This is a genomic window from Sutcliffiella halmapala, assembly GCF_050107295.1.
GTDB lineage: Bacteria > Bacillota > Bacilli > Bacillales > Bacillaceae_I > Sutcliffiella_A > Sutcliffiella_A halmapala_A.
In genome coordinates, this window is sequence record NZ_JBNIKR010000015.1 from 83,938 (window position 1) to 100,570 (window position 16,633).

General features: G+C 39.0%; 21 protein-coding genes and 2 pseudogenes. 19 read left to right on the top strand and 4 right to left on the bottom strand.

Features of this window, described 5'->3' with window-relative positions; genetic code table 11:
• Positions 1 to 369: 369 nt before the first annotated feature.
• The 3 genes from ACQCT5_RS20410 to ACQCT5_RS20420 are packed head-to-tail and all read left to right on the top strand — an operon-like array spanning position 370 to position 2,061.
• Positions 370 to 1,023 (top strand): zinc dependent phospholipase C family protein, encoded by a 654-nt coding sequence (locus ACQCT5_RS20410; RefSeq protein ID WP_499644683.1) that lies wholly within the window; start codon positions 370 to 372, stop codon positions 1,021 to 1,023.
• Positions 992 to 1,612, top strand: coding sequence for a class I SAM-dependent methyltransferase (locus ACQCT5_RS20415; RefSeq protein WP_499644685.1), 621 nt, complete (start codon positions 992 to 994; stop codon positions 1,610 to 1,612). The genes ACQCT5_RS20410 and ACQCT5_RS20415 overlap by 32 nt, the downstream gene beginning before the upstream one ends.
• A gap of 14 nt (positions 1,613 to 1,626) precedes the next feature.
• Positions 1,627 to 2,061 (top strand): NUDIX hydrolase, encoded by a 435-nt coding sequence (locus ACQCT5_RS20420; RefSeq protein ID WP_499644687.1) that lies wholly within the window; start codon positions 1,627 to 1,629, stop codon positions 2,059 to 2,061.
• A 21-nt stretch (positions 2,062 to 2,082) separates the two neighbouring features.
• Here the strand turns inward: ACQCT5_RS20420 and ACQCT5_RS20425 are convergent, their stop codons facing one another.
• Positions 2,083 to 2,280 (bottom strand): YqzH family protein, encoded by a 198-nt coding sequence (locus ACQCT5_RS20425; RefSeq protein WP_499644689.1) that lies wholly within the window; start codon positions 2,278 to 2,280, stop codon positions 2,083 to 2,085.
• 179 nt (positions 2,281 to 2,459) lie between these two features.
• On the opposite strand from ACQCT5_RS20425, the gene ACQCT5_RS20430 reads away from it, so the two are divergent.
• Positions 2,460 to 3,716, top strand: a complete 1,257-nt coding sequence (locus ACQCT5_RS20430) for a Y-family DNA polymerase (RefSeq protein ID WP_499644691.1) — start codon at positions 2,460 to 2,462, stop codon at positions 3,714 to 3,716.
• Between the two features lie 16 nt (positions 3,717 to 3,732).
• Positions 3,733 to 4,059, top strand: a complete 327-nt coding sequence (locus ACQCT5_RS20435; RefSeq protein WP_204417691.1) for a YolD-like family protein — start codon at positions 3,733 to 3,735, stop codon at positions 4,057 to 4,059.
• An 85-nt stretch (positions 4,060 to 4,144) separates the two neighbouring features.
• On the opposite strand, the gene ACQCT5_RS20440 is transcribed toward ACQCT5_RS20435, so the two are convergent.
• Complete coding sequence (locus tag ACQCT5_RS20440; protein WP_499644694.1) at positions 4,145 to 4,384, bottom strand: HPr family phosphocarrier protein; 240 nt, start codon at positions 4,382 to 4,384, stop codon at positions 4,145 to 4,147.
• 95 nt (positions 4,385 to 4,479) lie between these two features.
• Here ACQCT5_RS20440 and ACQCT5_RS20445 point away from each other — a divergent pair, with 95 nt between their 5' ends.
• Positions 4,480 to 5,319 (top strand): SPL family radical SAM protein, encoded by an 840-nt coding sequence (locus tag ACQCT5_RS20445; protein ID WP_499644695.1) that lies wholly within the window; start codon positions 4,480 to 4,482, stop codon positions 5,317 to 5,319.
• A gap of 40 nt (positions 5,320 to 5,359) precedes the next feature.
• Here the strand turns inward: ACQCT5_RS20445 and ACQCT5_RS20450 are convergent, their stop codons facing one another.
• A complete protein-coding gene (locus ACQCT5_RS20450) occupies positions 5,360 to 5,572 on the bottom strand; it encodes a CDGSH iron-sulfur domain-containing protein (protein ID WP_204417703.1) in 213 nt (70 codons plus the stop codon).
• A 167-nt stretch (positions 5,573 to 5,739) separates the two neighbouring features.
• Between ACQCT5_RS20450 and ACQCT5_RS20455 the strand changes: the two genes are divergently transcribed.
• The 12 genes and pseudogenes from ACQCT5_RS20455 to ACQCT5_RS20510 form a co-directional block, all read left to right on the top strand.
• Positions 5,740 to 6,075 (top strand): iron-sulfur cluster biosynthesis family protein, encoded by a 336-nt coding sequence (locus tag ACQCT5_RS20455; protein ID WP_417899796.1) that lies wholly within the window; start codon positions 5,740 to 5,742, stop codon positions 6,073 to 6,075.
• Positions 6,072 to 6,320 (top strand): DUF2552 family protein, encoded by a 249-nt coding sequence (locus ACQCT5_RS20460; protein ID WP_499644698.1) that lies wholly within the window; start codon positions 6,072 to 6,074, stop codon positions 6,318 to 6,320. Before ACQCT5_RS20455 ends, ACQCT5_RS20460 begins: the two co-directional genes overlap by 4 nt.
• A gap of 150 nt (positions 6,321 to 6,470) precedes the next feature.
• Complete coding sequence (locus ACQCT5_RS20465; RefSeq protein ID WP_499644700.1) at positions 6,471 to 8,024, top strand: ATP-binding protein; 1,554 nt, start codon at positions 6,471 to 6,473, stop codon at positions 8,022 to 8,024.
• A 116-nt stretch (positions 8,025 to 8,140) separates the two neighbouring features.
• Positions 8,141 to 8,476, top strand: a complete 336-nt coding sequence (locus ACQCT5_RS20470) for a zinc ribbon domain-containing protein YjdM (RefSeq protein WP_204417711.1) — start codon at positions 8,141 to 8,143, stop codon at positions 8,474 to 8,476.
• A gap of 395 nt (positions 8,477 to 8,871) precedes the next feature.
• Positions 8,872 to 9,918, top strand: coding sequence for an ArsR/SmtB family transcription factor (locus tag ACQCT5_RS20475; RefSeq protein ID WP_499644702.1), 1,047 nt, complete (start codon positions 8,872 to 8,874; stop codon positions 9,916 to 9,918).
• A 32-nt stretch (positions 9,919 to 9,950) separates the two neighbouring features.
• Positions 9,951 to 11,177: an MFS transporter gene (locus ACQCT5_RS20480; RefSeq protein ID WP_499644704.1), complete on the top strand. Its 1,227-nt coding sequence runs from the start codon at positions 9,951 to 9,953 to the stop codon at positions 11,175 to 11,177.
• 229 nt (positions 11,178 to 11,406) lie between these two features.
• The gene (gene plsY / locus ACQCT5_RS20485) at positions 11,407 to 11,988 is read left to right on the top strand and encodes a glycerol-3-phosphate 1-O-acyltransferase PlsY (protein ID WP_499644706.1); all 582 of its coding nucleotides are present in this window, start codon (positions 11,407 to 11,409) and stop codon (positions 11,986 to 11,988) included.
• Positions 11,989 to 12,158: 170 nt separating this feature from the next.
• Positions 12,159 to 12,662 carry a DNA topology modulation protein gene (locus tag ACQCT5_RS20490; RefSeq protein ID WP_499644708.1) on the top strand — a complete coding sequence of 168 codons (504 nt, stop codon included), beginning with the start codon at positions 12,159 to 12,161 and terminating at the stop codon, positions 12,660 to 12,662.
• Between the two features lie 165 nt (positions 12,663 to 12,827).
• Positions 12,828 to 13,634, top strand: coding sequence for a GNAT family N-acetyltransferase (locus tag ACQCT5_RS20495; protein WP_151521627.1), 807 nt, complete (start codon positions 12,828 to 12,830; stop codon positions 13,632 to 13,634).
• 273 nt (positions 13,635 to 13,907) lie between these two features.
• Positions 13,908 to 14,309, top strand: a complete 402-nt coding sequence (locus tag ACQCT5_RS20500; protein WP_499644710.1) for a hypothetical protein — start codon at positions 13,908 to 13,910, stop codon at positions 14,307 to 14,309.
• Positions 14,310 to 14,578: 269 nt separating this feature from the next.
• Entirely contained in the window at positions 14,579 to 14,815 is a 237-nt protein-coding gene (locus tag ACQCT5_RS20505) for a hypothetical protein (protein ID WP_499644712.1), read from the top strand.
• Between the two features lie 315 nt (positions 14,816 to 15,130).
• A pseudogene (locus ACQCT5_RS20510) lies at positions 15,131 to 15,301 on the top strand (DinB family protein); the annotation flags it as partial.
• Between the two features lie 56 nt (positions 15,302 to 15,357).
• On the opposite strand, the gene ACQCT5_RS20515 reads toward ACQCT5_RS20510, so the two are convergent.
• A complete protein-coding gene (locus ACQCT5_RS20515) occupies positions 15,358 to 15,924 on the bottom strand; it encodes a cold-shock protein (RefSeq protein WP_499644714.1) in 567 nt (188 codons plus the stop codon).
• Between the two features lie 285 nt (positions 15,925 to 16,209).
• Here ACQCT5_RS20515 and ACQCT5_RS20520 point away from each other — a divergent pair.
• Positions 16,210 to 16,395 (top strand): annotated as a pseudogene (locus ACQCT5_RS20520) (IS1634 family transposase); the annotation flags it as partial.
• Positions 16,396 to 16,633 lie beyond the last annotated feature (238 nt).

The following is a 16,633-nucleotide window of genomic DNA, read 5'->3' on the forward strand; positions in this document are numbered from 1 at the left end:
TTGTTCCGATAGATACACTATGTAACCACCATAGCTCGATTATGACTATCAGTGCCCATAACATATACACTGCTGCTAATCTTTCTCTCTCCAAAATTCTCTCCCCTTTATGTAATATTCTCTCGGTCACATTTCTGAGATTATCAACCGAATTCCATCTATTTAAATAATACCATAATTATTCCATTTTATTGTCTGAATATCTTGACTATTTCGTTCGGAAATACAATTTATGCTGGAATAGTAAGCCGTTTTTAAGGTGGTTCTCTTTATCCTTAATGTTAAATCCAATTTTCCTTATTTTTTTCCCTAACTCTTCAAAAAATGTTATAATTTTCATAATTATTCCATTAAAGAAAGGGTGGGCAAATGGGCTCTCGAATCATGCACCTCATCATTGCCAATAGAATCGCTGAAAATTTCCCCGCTCTGAACAGGCCTGGTTTCCTTTTAGGGGGAATTGCAGCGGATGCCGTCTCTCCCAAGGACCTTTCCCACTTCTACGGCGGAGATGTTCAGGACTATTCCAGGATGATCGATTACAACGGATTTCTGGATAAATATCGTACGTTGCCGCAAAAGGATTATATTCTTGGCTACTATACGCATCTGATCGCGGATGACCTATGGCTGAAGGGATTTTATCTGCCATGGCTGAAAAACAGGATGGAACATGATCCGGATATCCTCAGGCTTTATCATGAGGACTTTCGCCTGCTGAATGCGAAGCTGTTGGATTATTACGGACTGGATGTTGAAGTGTTGAAGGAAATGGAACAACACTGTGCCGCAATGGTTGATTTAGAGGAAGTGACCATTAAAGACGTGCTCGATTTCCTCCCTTATGTAAAAAGGGATATGCACTATCCATCCGTTGACCTTCAAGCAACATTGAAGGTTTTCACCCTTGAGCAGATAGTCGGGTATGTGGAAACGTCGGTGGATAAAGGAATCATACATATTAACAAGGCATTCGGGAGTGTGGGGAACAATGAACAATCCTTGGAACAAAGTAATATATAAAATCTGGGCGCCTGTGTATGATAAGCTCTTCAACTCGGGCTCTTTCCTGCAGGCACGCAGGGAAATCTTTCAGGAGCTGCCTTTTGAAAAGTGTCAAAAGATTTTGTTTGTTGGTGTGGGTACCGGAGCGGATCTGGAACTGATTCCCCATGCAAGTCTGGATATCACGGCTATTGACTTTTCTCCAGATATGTTAGAGAAGGCGAAATCTAAGTTCAAAAATTCCCGCATCGAATTTTTGGAGATGGATGCGCAGAACATGACATTTCCCGGTCATTCCTTTGATTATGTTGTTGCGAGCCTCATTCTCTCTGTTGTTCCTGATGCGGAAAAATGCTTTCAAGAGATGGAGCGGGTTTTAAAGCAGAACGGCAGCCTGATTGTGTTTGACAAGTTTGCCCCCAAACATAGAAAGCTCGCTTTTGGCAAACGAGTCATCAGGCCGTTCGTTCAACTGCTTGGAACGGATATCGGGTTGAATTTTGAAAAATTGTATGAAAAGTTTAACAGGAGCTTGAAGATTGTAGATGACAAACCTGTGATGATGAACGGGATGTACCGGAAAATACTGATGAAAAAAGAGGTTTGAAGGGAGGGTTTCGCATGTTTCATGTGAATGTGGAAGGCGCGGTATTCCGGGGTGGCAAGTGGCTGGTGATAGAGCGGAGTAAAAAAGAGGGCCACGCAGGAGGATTGTTATCACTTGTCGGCGGTACGGTCGATCCGGAAGGCTTCTCTGCCAATATTCTGGAGAGAACCGTCCAAAGGGAAATGTTTGAAGAGGTTGGGGTAAAGGTGAAGGACGAGATGATCTATGTGAGAAACACTTCCTTCATACTGGACGATGGCAGCGAGGTAATCGATATCGTGTATCTTTGCGAGCTGTTGGAGGGGGAAGAGGCATTTGTCAAAAGTCCGGATGAGGTGGAGGCGGTATACTGGCTCACCTCAGAGGAAATCATCGGGCACCCAGATGCCCCTGTCTGGTTGATCGATAGCATAAAGGCAGCTGAGGCTGTCATAAAAGTCAAAGCTTGAGAGTCCGGTCTCAAGCTTTTTTCATTGGCTCAAATATTCATACACCACATCATTGACGACTTCAAACACATCAGAAGAAGCGTCATCCATCCGTAAAATCTCCGTAATTTCAGTTGTCATCCTTATATAATCCTCTTCACTCAGGGGCACCGATTCTAGGTCATGCTGGTACTGAATGAAACAATTTCTGATCATCTTGCGCAATAATTTATTTTCCACGTTTTCACCCCGTTATTCCTTTAGTATAAAGGATTTGTGCTTAAAATAAGAGCCTGTCGTCGAAAAATGTCGGAAAAGTACTGGAATTTACCATTGAAACCGAACGTATATTCGCTTATTATTGGGTATATACTACTAATACGAACGTATATTCTGTTTTAGAGAGGTGTGACCCTAAAATGGATTACAGCCAGATGCCAAACAACAAGATTCTTTGCGTAGATATGAAGAGCTTCTATGCCAGCTGCTCGGCTGTCATGATGGGGCTCGATCCGCTCTCCTGCTATTTGGCGGTAGTCGGAGATACAGAGAGACAGGGGAGTGTCGTCCTGGCCGCTTCCCCGATGCTGAAAAAGGAATTCGGAATCAAAACAGGCTCACGAAGATTCGAGATACCCAATGATCCACGTATTCATGTGGTCAATCCTCAGATGGCGACTTATCTTCGCATCTCCACCGAAATAACCCGTCTTTTCAACCGCTATGCACCAAAGGATGCGATCCACACGTACAGTGTCGATGAGAGCTTTCTGCAGGTGGACGGAGTGGAAGGCCTTTGGGGGGACGCCACCATCATTGCACAGAAAATAAAAGAAGACATGGAGCGGGAATTTCAGCTGCCATGTGCCATCGGGATCGGACCGAATATGCTGATGTCCAAACTCTGCCTGGATCTTGAAGCGAAAAAGAAGGGCATTGCCGAATGGACCTATGACGATGTAAAAACGAAGCTATGGCCCCTTTCGCCATTGCGTGAAATGTGGGGAATCGGCTCAAGGGTGGAAAAAACACTCAACCGCATGGGGATTTTCAACGTCGGGCAGCTTGCAAACTACCCGCTCGAGCTGCTGGAGAAGAAATTCGGGATCATGGGTAATCAGCTTTATCATCATGCATGGGGCGTCGATCTGTCAGAGCTCGGCGCACCCATCATCCAAGGGCAGATCAGCTTCGGGAAAAGCCAGATCCTGATGCGCGACTACACCGACCCAGAGGAAGTGAAGCATGTCCTTCTGGAAATTTGCGAGGAGGTGGCAAGAAGGACGCGTCATCACCGGAAAGCCGGTCGGACGATCAGCCTTGGCATCGGCTACAGCCGCGACGAACTTGGTGGAGGCTTCTATCGTTCCCGGACGATGGAGCGGGCAACCAATATCACGATGGACCTTTACAACACCTGCTTGGAATTATTCGAAGAGAATTACGAGCATAAGACGGTAAGGAAAATAGCCGTCTCCATCTCCAACATCGTCGACGACAGCGAGATGCAGCTCAGCCTGTTCGAACTGGAGCGGCCAAAGAAAAGACAGCTCGGCTACGTGATGGATCGCATACGTGGAAAGCATGGATCGAATGCACTGCTCCGGGCGGTTTCCTATACAAATGCAGGAACGGCGAAGCATCGCAGCAGACTGGTTGGCGGACATAAAGCATAAAGGAGGTGCACCGAGTATGGCAATACGTGATCGAGGAACCATCAAATGGACGTCCATGATGCTGCCGGAGCATGTGAAGCTGTTGCGGGACTGGACGAAGGAAGATCTATATGAAACAAAACCGGAACTCGACGAACAGCGGCTCGAAGAAATGAATGAGCTGTTTTGCGAAGCGATGGAAACGGGTAAGGAAGTAACCATCACCTATTATGAAAAGAGAAGATACCATCTGTTCGTAGGAGCGGTACATCATCTGGATGCCCATCAGCGCCGTTTGCATGTAGTGGATAAGTTTGGTGAGGCGAGCTATCTGATCCTGGACAATATTTTGGATATCTCCTAAAAAAGAACATCCTTCCCGATGAAGGGGAAGGATGCCAATGAAGGACGGTCAGACTGCACGAGGATGCGTCTGACTTATTCCTTTTTTATATCTGTTCGAAATAGCCAAGCTCCAAAATCGCTGCAAACACGTCGTCACCCTCATCGTAAGTGACTTCGACCTCTTGGCCGGGCTGAAGCGCAAGAGCAAGCACACCAAGCAGGCTTTTCGCATCCACTACCCAATGCTCCTTTTTGAATAGTACCGTGCCAGGATAAGAGCTTGTTGTATTGACAAGGCTGCTGGCGGATTCCGCAAAAATAGGTTTTAACACTTTAAGTTTCAATTATATCTTCCCCTTTGGACTGTAATACTTATTAGTATAAAGAAAAAGTTGGAAACAACAAGAGAAAAATATTGATATCGATTGGGAGTGAGAACATGAAAATAGATGTGACAGAAAAGACACCACAAAAAATCCTCACTCCGACAAGCGGATTTCTCGAGGGCTATACCCATTCATTGAATCCATATATCGGCTGTGCCTTCGGGTGCTCCTATTGCTACGTCAGGCAGAGTCCGGTCGGATTGTTCCGGAAACAGGAGTGGGGAACCTGGGTGGATGTAAAAAAAGGGGTGGCAGAAAAGCTGAAGAAGGAGTTGCTGCTGCTTCGGAAAAAAGGAAAGCAGGTAATCATCTTCATGTCATCGAGCACAGATCCATATCAGCCAATCGAGCACAGGGAGCAAATTACGCGAACCTTACTTGAAGTGATGACGGAAATCCCACCTGACTTTCTGTTCGTACAGACAAGAAGTCCCATGGTGACAAGGGATATTGATTTGTTGGAAAAGCTTGGGGACAAAGTGATGGTCAGCATTACCGTGGAGACCGATCTCGAGGAGGTGCGGAAACGCTTTTCCCCCGCAGCACCGCCCATTCCCGCCAGGTTGAAGGCGTTAAAGGAATTGCGTGAGGCCGGCATCCCGGTACAGGCAGCCGTAGCCCCGGCCTTGCCTTTTTCGGATAAGTTCCCACAAAAGCTTAAAGGCCTGGTGGACCGCATTTGTGTTGATGATTTTACTGGTGATGGAAGCGGAGGAGAGCGGACAAATCGGTTGAAAATCGATGAGCGGTTTGACGGATCGGAGAAGGAAGAGTGGTATAAGGGAAATGTTCAGAGGCGCGTCTGGGACAAACTGAATGAGGTGTTTCCACCCGGGAAGCTGATCCTTAGTCCAGAAGGGTTCATGCCACCAAAAAAGAGTATGGAACCGTAAAGGCCCATACTCTTTTATGTACATGATAGGCTGAACCGTATCAGTCGTTCAATACTTGCTCAGCCCTCACACAGGACTCGAAATTCCCTTTATGGGAAGCGTCACAATACGGAAGCTTTTTGGAAAGCCCGCAGCGGCAAAGCGTGAATGCAGGCTTGTCCGGGAATTTGTTGCCTTCTGCATCAATCAGCTCCACATCCCCGGTTACACGGAATCCTCCGTTATCCAGTACTTTAATCGTCACTTTTGACATTGGTAAAACCCTCCTTCATATTCAGATATTAGTATCGTACCTACAATTACCCAATTTGACAACAAGAACTTGTACCCCTACCACCCTTTCCAAATGCCTTCTGGTTATACAATCGGGTAAAATATGGTACAATCAGGCTAACATTGAAACAGTTGGAGGCATGAAACGTGAAAGTGACGTTTACTGAAAGAGCAGCAGAACGAGTAAAAGCAAAGCTTGAAAACCAGGAAGGCAAATGGTTGAAGCTTAAATATGATACAGATGGATGTGGATGTGTTGTCAGCGGAGTCTCCGCATTATGGATCACACCGGAGAAAGAGGACGACGATGTCGCATTGGAGACCAATATCGGGCCGTTGTTGATGGAAAAGTCAAAGCTGCTTTTCTTCGATGAGGATATGACAGTCGATTTCGTAGACAGTGCGAATACATACATGCTGAAGTGTCCAAGCCAGATTTTGAACCCACGCATGTCACTACTCGTAGTGGAGGGAACGAAATGAGTGTCGAAGGCAAAATCAACTCCTTGAAGAATGCCGCCCAATCCAAGACATGGGCATCCTTCCTGAATAATAATCACCCATACAGCCTGCTGCACTGGTCGATTGGCGGCATCAATCATGAAGATAAGGATGTATGGCTTCTGCAGGACGAAGTGACATTTGAAGTGCAGGAATTTGCAAGCTTGGATGTTGCCGTCGAGTGGATAACGGCAAATATGGATGGCATTACGGATGTACTGGGTTAATTAATAGGAAACTGTAGAACGAGCCAGAGATCTATTCTTTGGCTTTCTTGTTTGGTATCCGTATCCAACCTAGAACTTCGTGCACATACAGCCACACTAGGGTATACTTTTTACATATAAAGTAAATTAAAGTCAAGAGGGTTGATAGACATGTTGGATAATTATATAGCGAAGGTGCGGGAAAGATGCCTTGAGTATAAGTTAGATCCAAATGTAATTCCTGCCTTTACAAGGATGTCCAATGAGGAGCTTGCCAGAATACAAGGTGAATATAAAGAAAGATTACATATAATAAGATTGTTTATGGATAAATTTTTAGGAAAAAGCAAGGGAATTCCCTTATTGGTTGCAGTGACAGATGATAAAGGGAATATTATTGAATATATGGGAGATGAAAGTCTCGAGGATACGGTGGTCAATCAAATTGGACTGCAAAAGGGGGTCCAATTTACGGAAGAGAAGGCAGGGGTAAATTCCATTTTGGCCGCACTGGAGCTTCAGATGCCGGTACAGGTGATAGGGGAAGATCACTACTATCATTTTCTCCATCTGACAGCCTGCTACAGTGTCCCGCTGTTTCTTCAGAAAAAAGTAATAGGCACCATTTCCATGATGACATTCCTGCATATAGCGAACCCGATGATCATGGCTTCATTGGAAACCGTGGTAGATTCCATTGAACGGGAATTGGACCTGCGCGAACAGAACCGCTATCTTGATGAAATGAACCAGATGATCCTGGAACAATCCAAAACCGGCTACATCGTCCTCGATGAAAGTGGAAATATAGTAAAAGTAAATCCAAAAGCGAAAACCATCCTGGACAAGATACCTCATCAAAACTACTCTTCCATCAGGGATATGGAGCAGCTTGGAGAGGTTCATGAAAGATATGAAAAAAATGGTGAAGAAATACAAGATTACAAGATTATTCTCCAGAATGAAACAGAAAATAGAACCTGCCTTGTTAACTTTTTCCCATTCCAGGAAGGAACTCTGATACAACTCCATGATATCACGGAATATAAAAAGACGGAGTCCTATATTCAAAATGCAGAAAAGCTCTCCATCATCGGGCATTTGGCAGCGGGTGTGGCGCATGAGATAAAAAATCCGCTCACCACATTGAAGGGTTTCATTCAGCTTGTTCAGGAAAATAGATACAGTGACACCTATCCAGCCATCATGTTAAAAGAGATTGAGAGAATTGACCAGATTACAAACGAATTTCTCGTTCTGTCGAGACCGACAGTACAGGCGAAGGATTGGTATGATGTCCGTGAGCTTGTAAAAGAAATCGGGGTGCTCTTATCAAGCTTTGCCATCAGCAAAAATATTGAAATCACTCATAAATTTAAAGAAATTAAGCCTATCTATTGTGATGGAAATCAGCTCAAGCAGGTATTTATCAACCTGGTGAAAAACAGCGTGGAAGCAGTGAGACACAATGGAAAGCTAGACATATCGGTCGAATCACTTAATCCAGAGAGTGTGTTGATCCGTTTTATGGATGATGGGGACGGATTCCCCGAGCATATCCTGCAGAGGGTGGGACAGCCTTTCCTTACTACAAAAGAAGATGGCAATGGACTAGGGATCATGGTCTGTAAGCGGATAGTGGAGACTATTCATAATGGGAAAATGAGTATTAGAAATAATGAAAGCGGCGGAGCGGTTGTGGATATCATTCTACCGCAAACATGAAGGTGTCCCAGATGGATGGGGCATCTTTTTTGGATTAGTAAACTTGTCATTCAAATGTGACTATGCCACTATAGAAAATAGAGTTTTACTGAAAAGCAGAATGGAGAGATAGAAACATGTCAAAATTGCCAAATTGCCCGAATTGCGGGTCTGAATATACATATGAGGATGGAAATATGCTGGTCTGCCCGGAATGTGCCCATGAGTGGACGCTGGAAGCAGATACAAGCGAAGAGGAAAAAGTGGTAAGGGACGCCAACGGCAATGTCCTCCAGGACGGGGATTCCGTTACAGTGATCAAGGACCTGAAAGTAAAAGGAAGTTCTTCTGTATTGAAGATCGGAACAAAAGTAAAAAGCATCCGCCTCGTTGAAGGAGATCATGACATCGACTGCAAAATCGACGGCTTCGGCGCAATGAAGCTGAAATCGGAGTTTGTGAAGAAGGTATAGGCGGGATTGGGTAGTAAGAAAATAGCAGGTCTAATTGCAGAATAGGAATTAGACCTGCTATTTATTTTGTTGAATGAAGGTTTTTTCTTAATCTTCATTCCTTTGTAATTTGAAGCTGGTTGGTTCTTAATAATCTATTTCTTATTCAGCAAACGGGCCAGATTGTGGAATAACGACTTTAAAGAAAATTGGATATTTACATTAAAATATATAAGAAAGATTCTTAGGCTTTACTTTAACGTTCAGATGAGAAGAAATAGTATCTCTCATTTTACAATTTGGATAGTTGGCTAATGATATTCAATAATTTTAGAATTTTATATTCTAAAATTATTGAATATTTTATTTCTGAAATATAGAATGGTAATATGGAAAATTAATTATGGAGGTGACCCATGAACGTACTAAATATTGGTGGTAAAAATAGAGATACATACCAAGTCCACCTAGATTATTCTTTATTATGGGAAAGTGCTTTAGGTATAGCAGCAATTACAAATTCTCGTCTTTTTGAAACGTTAGAGAAGAAAAGGGAATTTGAACGGCAACTGGAAACGATGCCAAAAGAATTGTCAGTGGAGCTTAACTATGTAGAGAAAAACAATACTTGGAAGTGTTTGCTTCAACTATTACATAGTAACAAAAGTGCTTCCCATGATTTGAATGTATTCATTGCATATATTAAATGTCTTTCTGAAGAAGAGATGAGGTTTATTTGCTTCCCATACATTGGGAAGAATACTCAAGAAATTAGAAAACGTGTAGCTCAAGGGAACGTAGAATCTATACAAGTGTTAAAGGAATTAACAAGCGAGAGCATCTTCTTTCCTGACTACATCGAATTCATAAGCAAAGTTGATGTTACGGATCTTAAAAATCATCTTATAGGTGTCATTTCAAGATGGTATGAAATGGTTATCCTTCCCGTTTCAAAAGAATTAGAAGTTATCTTGAAAAGTGATTTTGAAAACAAAGACGTGATGAAGAAAAAAATGAATGCTGAAGAATTTGTTGGTTGGGCAACAGGAGGGATCAATTACATTCCTGAACCCAATGTACAAAAGGTATTACTCATCCCACAGCTAACTTATCGACCGTGGAATATCGAATCTTATATAGAAGAAACGAAGGTTTTTTATTACCCTGTTTCTAATGAGAGTATTAGTCCTGACGATAAATACCTACCAAATTATTTTTTAATCCAAAAACACAAAGCACTTGGAGATGAGGTTAGGTTAAGAATGATTAAGCTGTTATATGAGCGTGATTACACGTTACAAGAGATTACTGAAAAGCTTGAATTAGGAAAATCAACGGTCCATCATCATCTGAAAATCCTAAGAGCTGCCACGTTGGTTGAAATCAAGTCATCCAAATACAGGTTAAGAGACACATCTATAAATTCATTACCCAAAGAGTTAGAACTTTATTTGAATAAATAATGTTACGTATTCTATGGGAAAAGCGGTGACTTATGAAGAAGAATGTATTAAAAAACCGTGGGTTTGTATCATTGTGGTTAGGAACAGCAATATCAGAACTAGCAGGGGCATTTGGAACGTATTGTAATTCCATCTTGATATATGATATGACAGGCTCAAAATTAGCTCTGGGCAGTATGTGGTTGCTCTACTTTATTCCTTCAATCATTCTCCAGCTCGTGAGCGGCCCGTTTATCGATAAATGGAGTAGAAAGTGGATCATGATTGCCTCACAGTGGACAAGGGCGGTCATATTTTTAGTTCCTCTTCTATCGCTAACGAGTGGAAACTTAGAGCCATGGCATATCTATGCTGTTCAGATTATCATTGGATTACTGGCTCCATTATATGTGCCAGCGAGTCAGGCCATCACCCCTACCATAGTTTCAGGAGAGCAATTAAGCACAGCAAATGCATATATAGATGGTACTTCACGACTCATGATGTTTTTAGCTCCTGTATCAGGCGGAATTGTTATTGAGTACATCGGAATTAAGTTAACATTGTTATTTGTTATTGCTTCGTTGACTTTAAGTGGATCCTTTCTATTATGGTTAAAAGAACATCGAACTAAAAAAGATATTCGATCTACATGGTTAGAGCAATTTACGGATGGTATAAAGTTTTTCTTTAAAGGTCGAAGAATCGTCTGGTTAGGCATATTCCTGGGCTTTGTTCAATTTGGTGTTGGAGTTACAATGGTTATTAACTTACCATTTATTATTGATGAGTTAGATGGTAACTACAATGACTATGGATTATTTATGGCTGGGTTTCCTTTGGGGTATGTAATAGGATCACTTTTCGTAGGTAAGGTTAAATATAAAAGCAGAAGAAAAATCATGTTAGGAGCTCTGGTCATAGGGGGCTTAACATATGTATCTCTAGGGATCATTAGTAACATATATTTGGCTATCTTTGTTGAGATTATTGCGGGTATTGCCATGTCATTCTTCAATGTGCATAATACAACGATAAACCAACAAACCGTTCCGAATCATCTGATGGGAAAAGTTTTTTCCGTTCGATTAGTGATTATAAGAGGAGTGATGCCTCTTGGTGTACTTGTTGGAGGCGTGGTTAGTGAACTTTGGGGAATAAGACCTTTATTCATTTTAATCGGTGTATTAATATCTTCTGCAGCTATTCTTGGAATTGCATTTCCTTATTTTAAATTTATCGATGTTCCAGTTTCATCTAATGAAAATGTTGGTTCCTAAACTTTTTAAAGTCCATACTAGTATTCAACGATAGGGCGCTTTCCTGGAACAAAGGATAAGCGCTCGTTTTTATGTTGGCTAAGGAAATTTTTTATTGAAGGAATTTTTAGATTATGAAATAATTGGAATTAAGCAATATGCAGTTTAATGCAAGAAGGATTGCAGGAAATAATATATAAAAAATAAAAATTCTTATAATAACAAACTAAGAGAGGAGATAATACCTAATTTGAACATTCTAACTCTGATTTTAAGTTACTTAATAGGCTCAATTTCATTTGCTTTAATAATCGGTAAAGTGTTTTATAAGAAAGATATTCGTAATTATGGTAGTGGAAATCTTGGTGCAACTAATGCTTATAGAGTTTTAGGCATTAAAGCAGGAGTAATTGTTGCAATTGCTGATATATTAAAAGGTACGCTTGCTTGTTCACTTCCACTAATACTTAGCTCCACGGTTAATCCAATTGTATGTGGTTTATTAGCCATAGTAGGTCACATATTTTCTGTATTTGCTAGTTTTAAAGGTGGAAAAGCTGTTGCGACAGCAACTGGAGTTTTCTTATTTTTGACTCCATTAGGTGTTCTTGTTGGTTTTGTTGTGTTTGTGTTATCTTTGTTAATTACTAAGTATGTATCACTGAGTTCGATGTTGGCCAGTATATCATTATTCATATATAGTCTAAAATTTGAAAGTGAAATTATCATTGCACTATCACTATTAATATGTATATCAATAATCGTTCTTCATCGACAAAACATAAATAGAATTCTAAATGGAACAGAGAACAAAATAGTCGAAAGATATTGAGTGTTAAGGTAAAAGGTATCTTGGGAACTGCTAATCTACACCTTTTTCTTTATTCCGTTAAATTGGAGCAAGAAATGAACAAAGGTGGACTGTATCAGCAGTCCATTTTTTTTGGTCTTATTGACGTTTGGGAAAGGTGTATTAAAAAGGAATAATTCGAGAGGTGCTTTATGAAAAAGATTATACTTATCGGGTCTGGTGGATCGGGGAAATCCACACTGGCAAGGCAATTAGGTGAGAAGTTAGAAATAAAAGTATATCATCTTGATGCCTTATTTTGGAAACCTAACTGGGTAGGTGTTCCAAAGGAGGAGCAAAGTAAAATTCAAAATGATTTAGTGAAAGGGAAAAAATGGATTATTGATGGAAACTATGGTGGCACAATGGATATTAGGCTAAATGCAGCAGATACAATAATTTTTCTTGATATTCACAGAACAATTTGTGTATACCGAGCTTTTAAAAGAATGTTGCAATACCGAAATAAAATAAGACCAGATATGGGAAAAGGTTGCGAAGAAAGATTTGACTTAGATTTTTTAAAATGGATATGGGACTATCCAAAAACTAAAAGACCGGGAATTCTAAAAATGCTAGAACAATCGTCTAAAGATAAAAAAGTTTTGATTATAAAATCTCCAAAAGAAGTTCAAGAGTTCTTAAATAAAGTATGATAACTTTGATTTACAATCTTCAACTATCGGGCGCCTTTCTTGAATAAAGGCGTCTAATTTTGGGCCATGTTATAGAATAAGGTTTTGAGTAACCTATATTACAATATGTTTTAATAATCCAAGTAATAAAAGGTTTTATTGATTTTTTATATTGGAGTGGATACTATGACATCTTTTTTTAAACAAAATGTATTGTTGGAAGTAGATAATATTAATGAAATGGAATTGGCACTAACTGCTTTTAACTCAAAAAGAGCACTTTCTCTCGTTGATAAAAACCTTAAAGTCAAAAAAGTGGGTGATTGTACAATACTTATTGACTCAAAATCACCAAGTTCAATATATTACAATCGTATTAAGGGATTTGGGATAAATGATATTGATAAAATAGATGAAATTTTAGATATTTACGATTCTGAACAAATAACTCCCTGTTTTGATATGATTCCAAATAATATAAATATAGAAGTAGCTCAAATATTAATGAATAAAGGGTTTTATTGTGCTGAACAACTTCTATTTTTAGAGATAGAGCCTCATTTTGATAATTATGAAAATGGAGAAATCGAGCTGGTAAAAGTAACTGGGGAAAATGTAGTAGAATTCCTTCGTCTCATAGCACTTTCGAATGAAATGGAATTAGAGAAAGAACTAGTCAAAAGAAAAGCAGAATATTTTTTTCAGCCTAACTTTCAAAATTACATAGCATATATAGGTGAGGAAGCAATAGGAATGGGATCACTCTTTATTCGAGGAGAGAAAGGTTATATAGCAAATGATTTTACATTCCCTTCACATAGGGGAAAAGGAGTTCAAAAAGCATTGCTACATCATCGAATACAGGCTGCTAAAGAAATGGGATTAACAAAGATATATACAGATGTGGAGTTCGGTTCGGCAAGTCATAATAACATGTTGAAAATAGGGTTTCAGGCTATATTTTTAAATTCGTTTTGGATGAAAGCTGAATAGAAACAGTTTTACTAAAACAGCAAATATGAATACCACTAACATAATTTTTATTTATTCAAGAAACGGGCGCTATCATAGAACAAGGATTAGTGCTCATTTTTCATTTTATGGCCAGATAGTTGAAAAGTCATGATGAGCCAGCGAGCTTTAGAGAAATTCGTTTATTTTATGAAATATAAAGCGAAACTTTATGAATTAAATACCGTATAGTGTATAAGTGATCTTATTTAGCTTCATTAAATTAAATGTCCAATAAAATACAGGAGGTTTTGGATGAGAAAATTTATTAAGTATTTTTTCTGGACAGTACTTATCGGGTTTATTTACTATCTTGGTTTAAGGTATCAATTTCATTTAAAGGAAGATGCACAGAGGAACTATAATATACTACCCGTAGTTATATACGAAACTTTATTTCCTATCTTGTTAGGAATATTACTTCGCTTACCACGATTGATAAAAGAAATAAAAGAGGATAAAGAATGGTCAGTAAATTGGGTAAAGTTAATAACAGTCGGACTTCCTACACTTTATATTGCATTTGTTCCTCTTCTTTTTTTTACTATCCTTGGAAAGTACCTTCCGTTTATGTTAGAAATAGTACATCTAGATGTTTCAACAATATCTGGATTAATATTTGGATATGTGCTACTGGACAGTGTAAAAAAAGAGTAAAATTGGAAGCTCCATACTTACACTAAAGAAGGTAATAGTAGCTTTAGTTATGTTTAAACATATGGGAAGGATAAATGAAAAGATATTATTCTGCTTAAATGGCGCTTATCTGTAAAGGGGTAAGTGTCTTTTTAATTATCGAAAAAAAGATTGAGTTTATTAACTCGTTTTGAAATAATTGGTATTAAGCAATAGGGCAGCATTCCTGTTATGAAGAAAAAATAAAGAGTAATACCCTTTTTATTAAAGTTGGAGAGTGATTAAAAAAGATGAACTTTTATAAAACAACTGGAATTGTATTTATTGTTATGTCAGGACTTATGTATACACTTGAACGTGGATTTTCCTTGATTTCAACCAGTATAATTAAGGCTGGTTTTTTCTCTGGGACAAATACTGGTAAAATCCCTGGGGTAGAGGCAAGTGGTTTCTCTAGCAATTTATATGTGCCTCTTTTTCTTATTATTGGTGTGTCAATAGTAATATACGGTATTAAAAAGAAATAGCTTATTCCATAATAAAGGAGCGGACAAGATGATAGAAATTTTTTTACATAACCCACTATTAGTAATTATTATGTTAATGATTTCAATAATAATTTTTTTAGTATTCAAAAACAAAGCTAAAAGGACTAGCAATAAGGAAATAGGGGAATTGAAAAGTCGTGTAGAAGAATTAGAAAGAAAGTCCAATAACCACTAGGTGAGAATTCGTATCTTCCGCAAATAGGGCGCGTTTCTGGAGTAAGAAGAGGGGAAATAATATGTTTCGAAAAGATTGTTGTTGTAGAATTTATTTAAGTATACAAGGAGTGACCAAATGTGAAGGAGTTAATTGAAGAGTATGGTCAAGGATATGAGATGTTACGAAAATCTGAAGGTCTCACTGAAGAGGAGCTTCGATTTAAACCTGCACCTGATAAATGGAGTATTCATCAAATCTTAATTCATTTAGCGGAGTCCGAATTAGTTTCTACACAAAGGATAAAAAAAAGCAAGTGAAAGCACCCCTTTATAGGTTAGTGGGGTACTTTCATAAACTAGTATTTTTAAACACTAAGGTAGTCGTTTAGTTCATTATATTTTTCATCAATATCAAAATTGACTTCTTTCTCATGGAACCTAAAATTATCCGCTTGGTAGGTTGTAATATAAAGAACCTTGTAATGAACATCTCTTTTAATTTCTTGGATATAACCTTTTGAAAAAGAGTTAATACCATCACTAGACATTCCAGCGTCCCGTTCGGTGAGACCTACTATAAATTGAAAAACTCCTAATGTTCTATTAAATGCTTTCTGACCTGTAGTATAATTTATAGGTATTTCTATAACTTCAACTTCTGTTTCATATGTAATGCCATAGTTTTTAATGTTTTTTAATCTTATATTTGTATCACCGATAGTTATGAAATCTTTATTTTTATGTACTAGCATTACATTAGTTGCTAATAAACCTTTTTTACTTTCTCCAGGTTCATACCTAACGATTGATCCTTCTAGTATTTCATCATATCCTTTAATGTTAGATACATGAAAGAATCTACTGTCTCCATTCTCATCCTTAATAAATCCAAAACCTTTATCTTGGAAAAACTTCGTAACTCTTCCTTTCATTACAAAACCCCTCTATCTTTATATTCCAACATATGTGTTCTTATTATATACCTACAAACTTTCTAAAGGAACTGTTAAGAAAGGCACTATAATAAAATACTTTAAGAAAGAAAGGGGGATAGGTGTGACTTATTTCGAAATGTAAAACTGTCTAAACCCCTATATAGATCCCCTTACTCGCGTTGATTAGGGCTAGTACCAGCGAAGCTGTCACTACCTGTAATAAGGAATTAATTTAAATCTACACCATTTCTGATTGTACTTCTTCAATTGGAATTCGCTCCATCAGGCAAGGAAATGGGCTGCCAAGCTAGTGTAAAAGATGTTCTGCATGATGTCAGCCAAATAAAAGCGAATCTAGTAGTGTCAAACGGAGAGGAACAAATCGTTCGCACGAAACTACAAGGTGAAGCCCAAACCGCATTTGCAGCAATTGGAACAACTGCTCCACCTAGGGTATTGGAAAAGTAGACGTGTCACACTAATCTTTGTAGTGTTATGTTAGTGGGGAATAGCCTGAAATGCCAGTCATTTCAGGCTTTATCGTAATGCTCCGTGTCAAACTTGAGTTATGCAGTTAAAGGGCAGGATAGTTGAAGAAAGAAATGACATAAACAAAGAGGAATATTAAACTTAGGCTTGCTCAGCTCAAATCTTTTCCTGCCAGATAGGGGGTAAGAATGGCAACTATTATTTACACAGTAATATT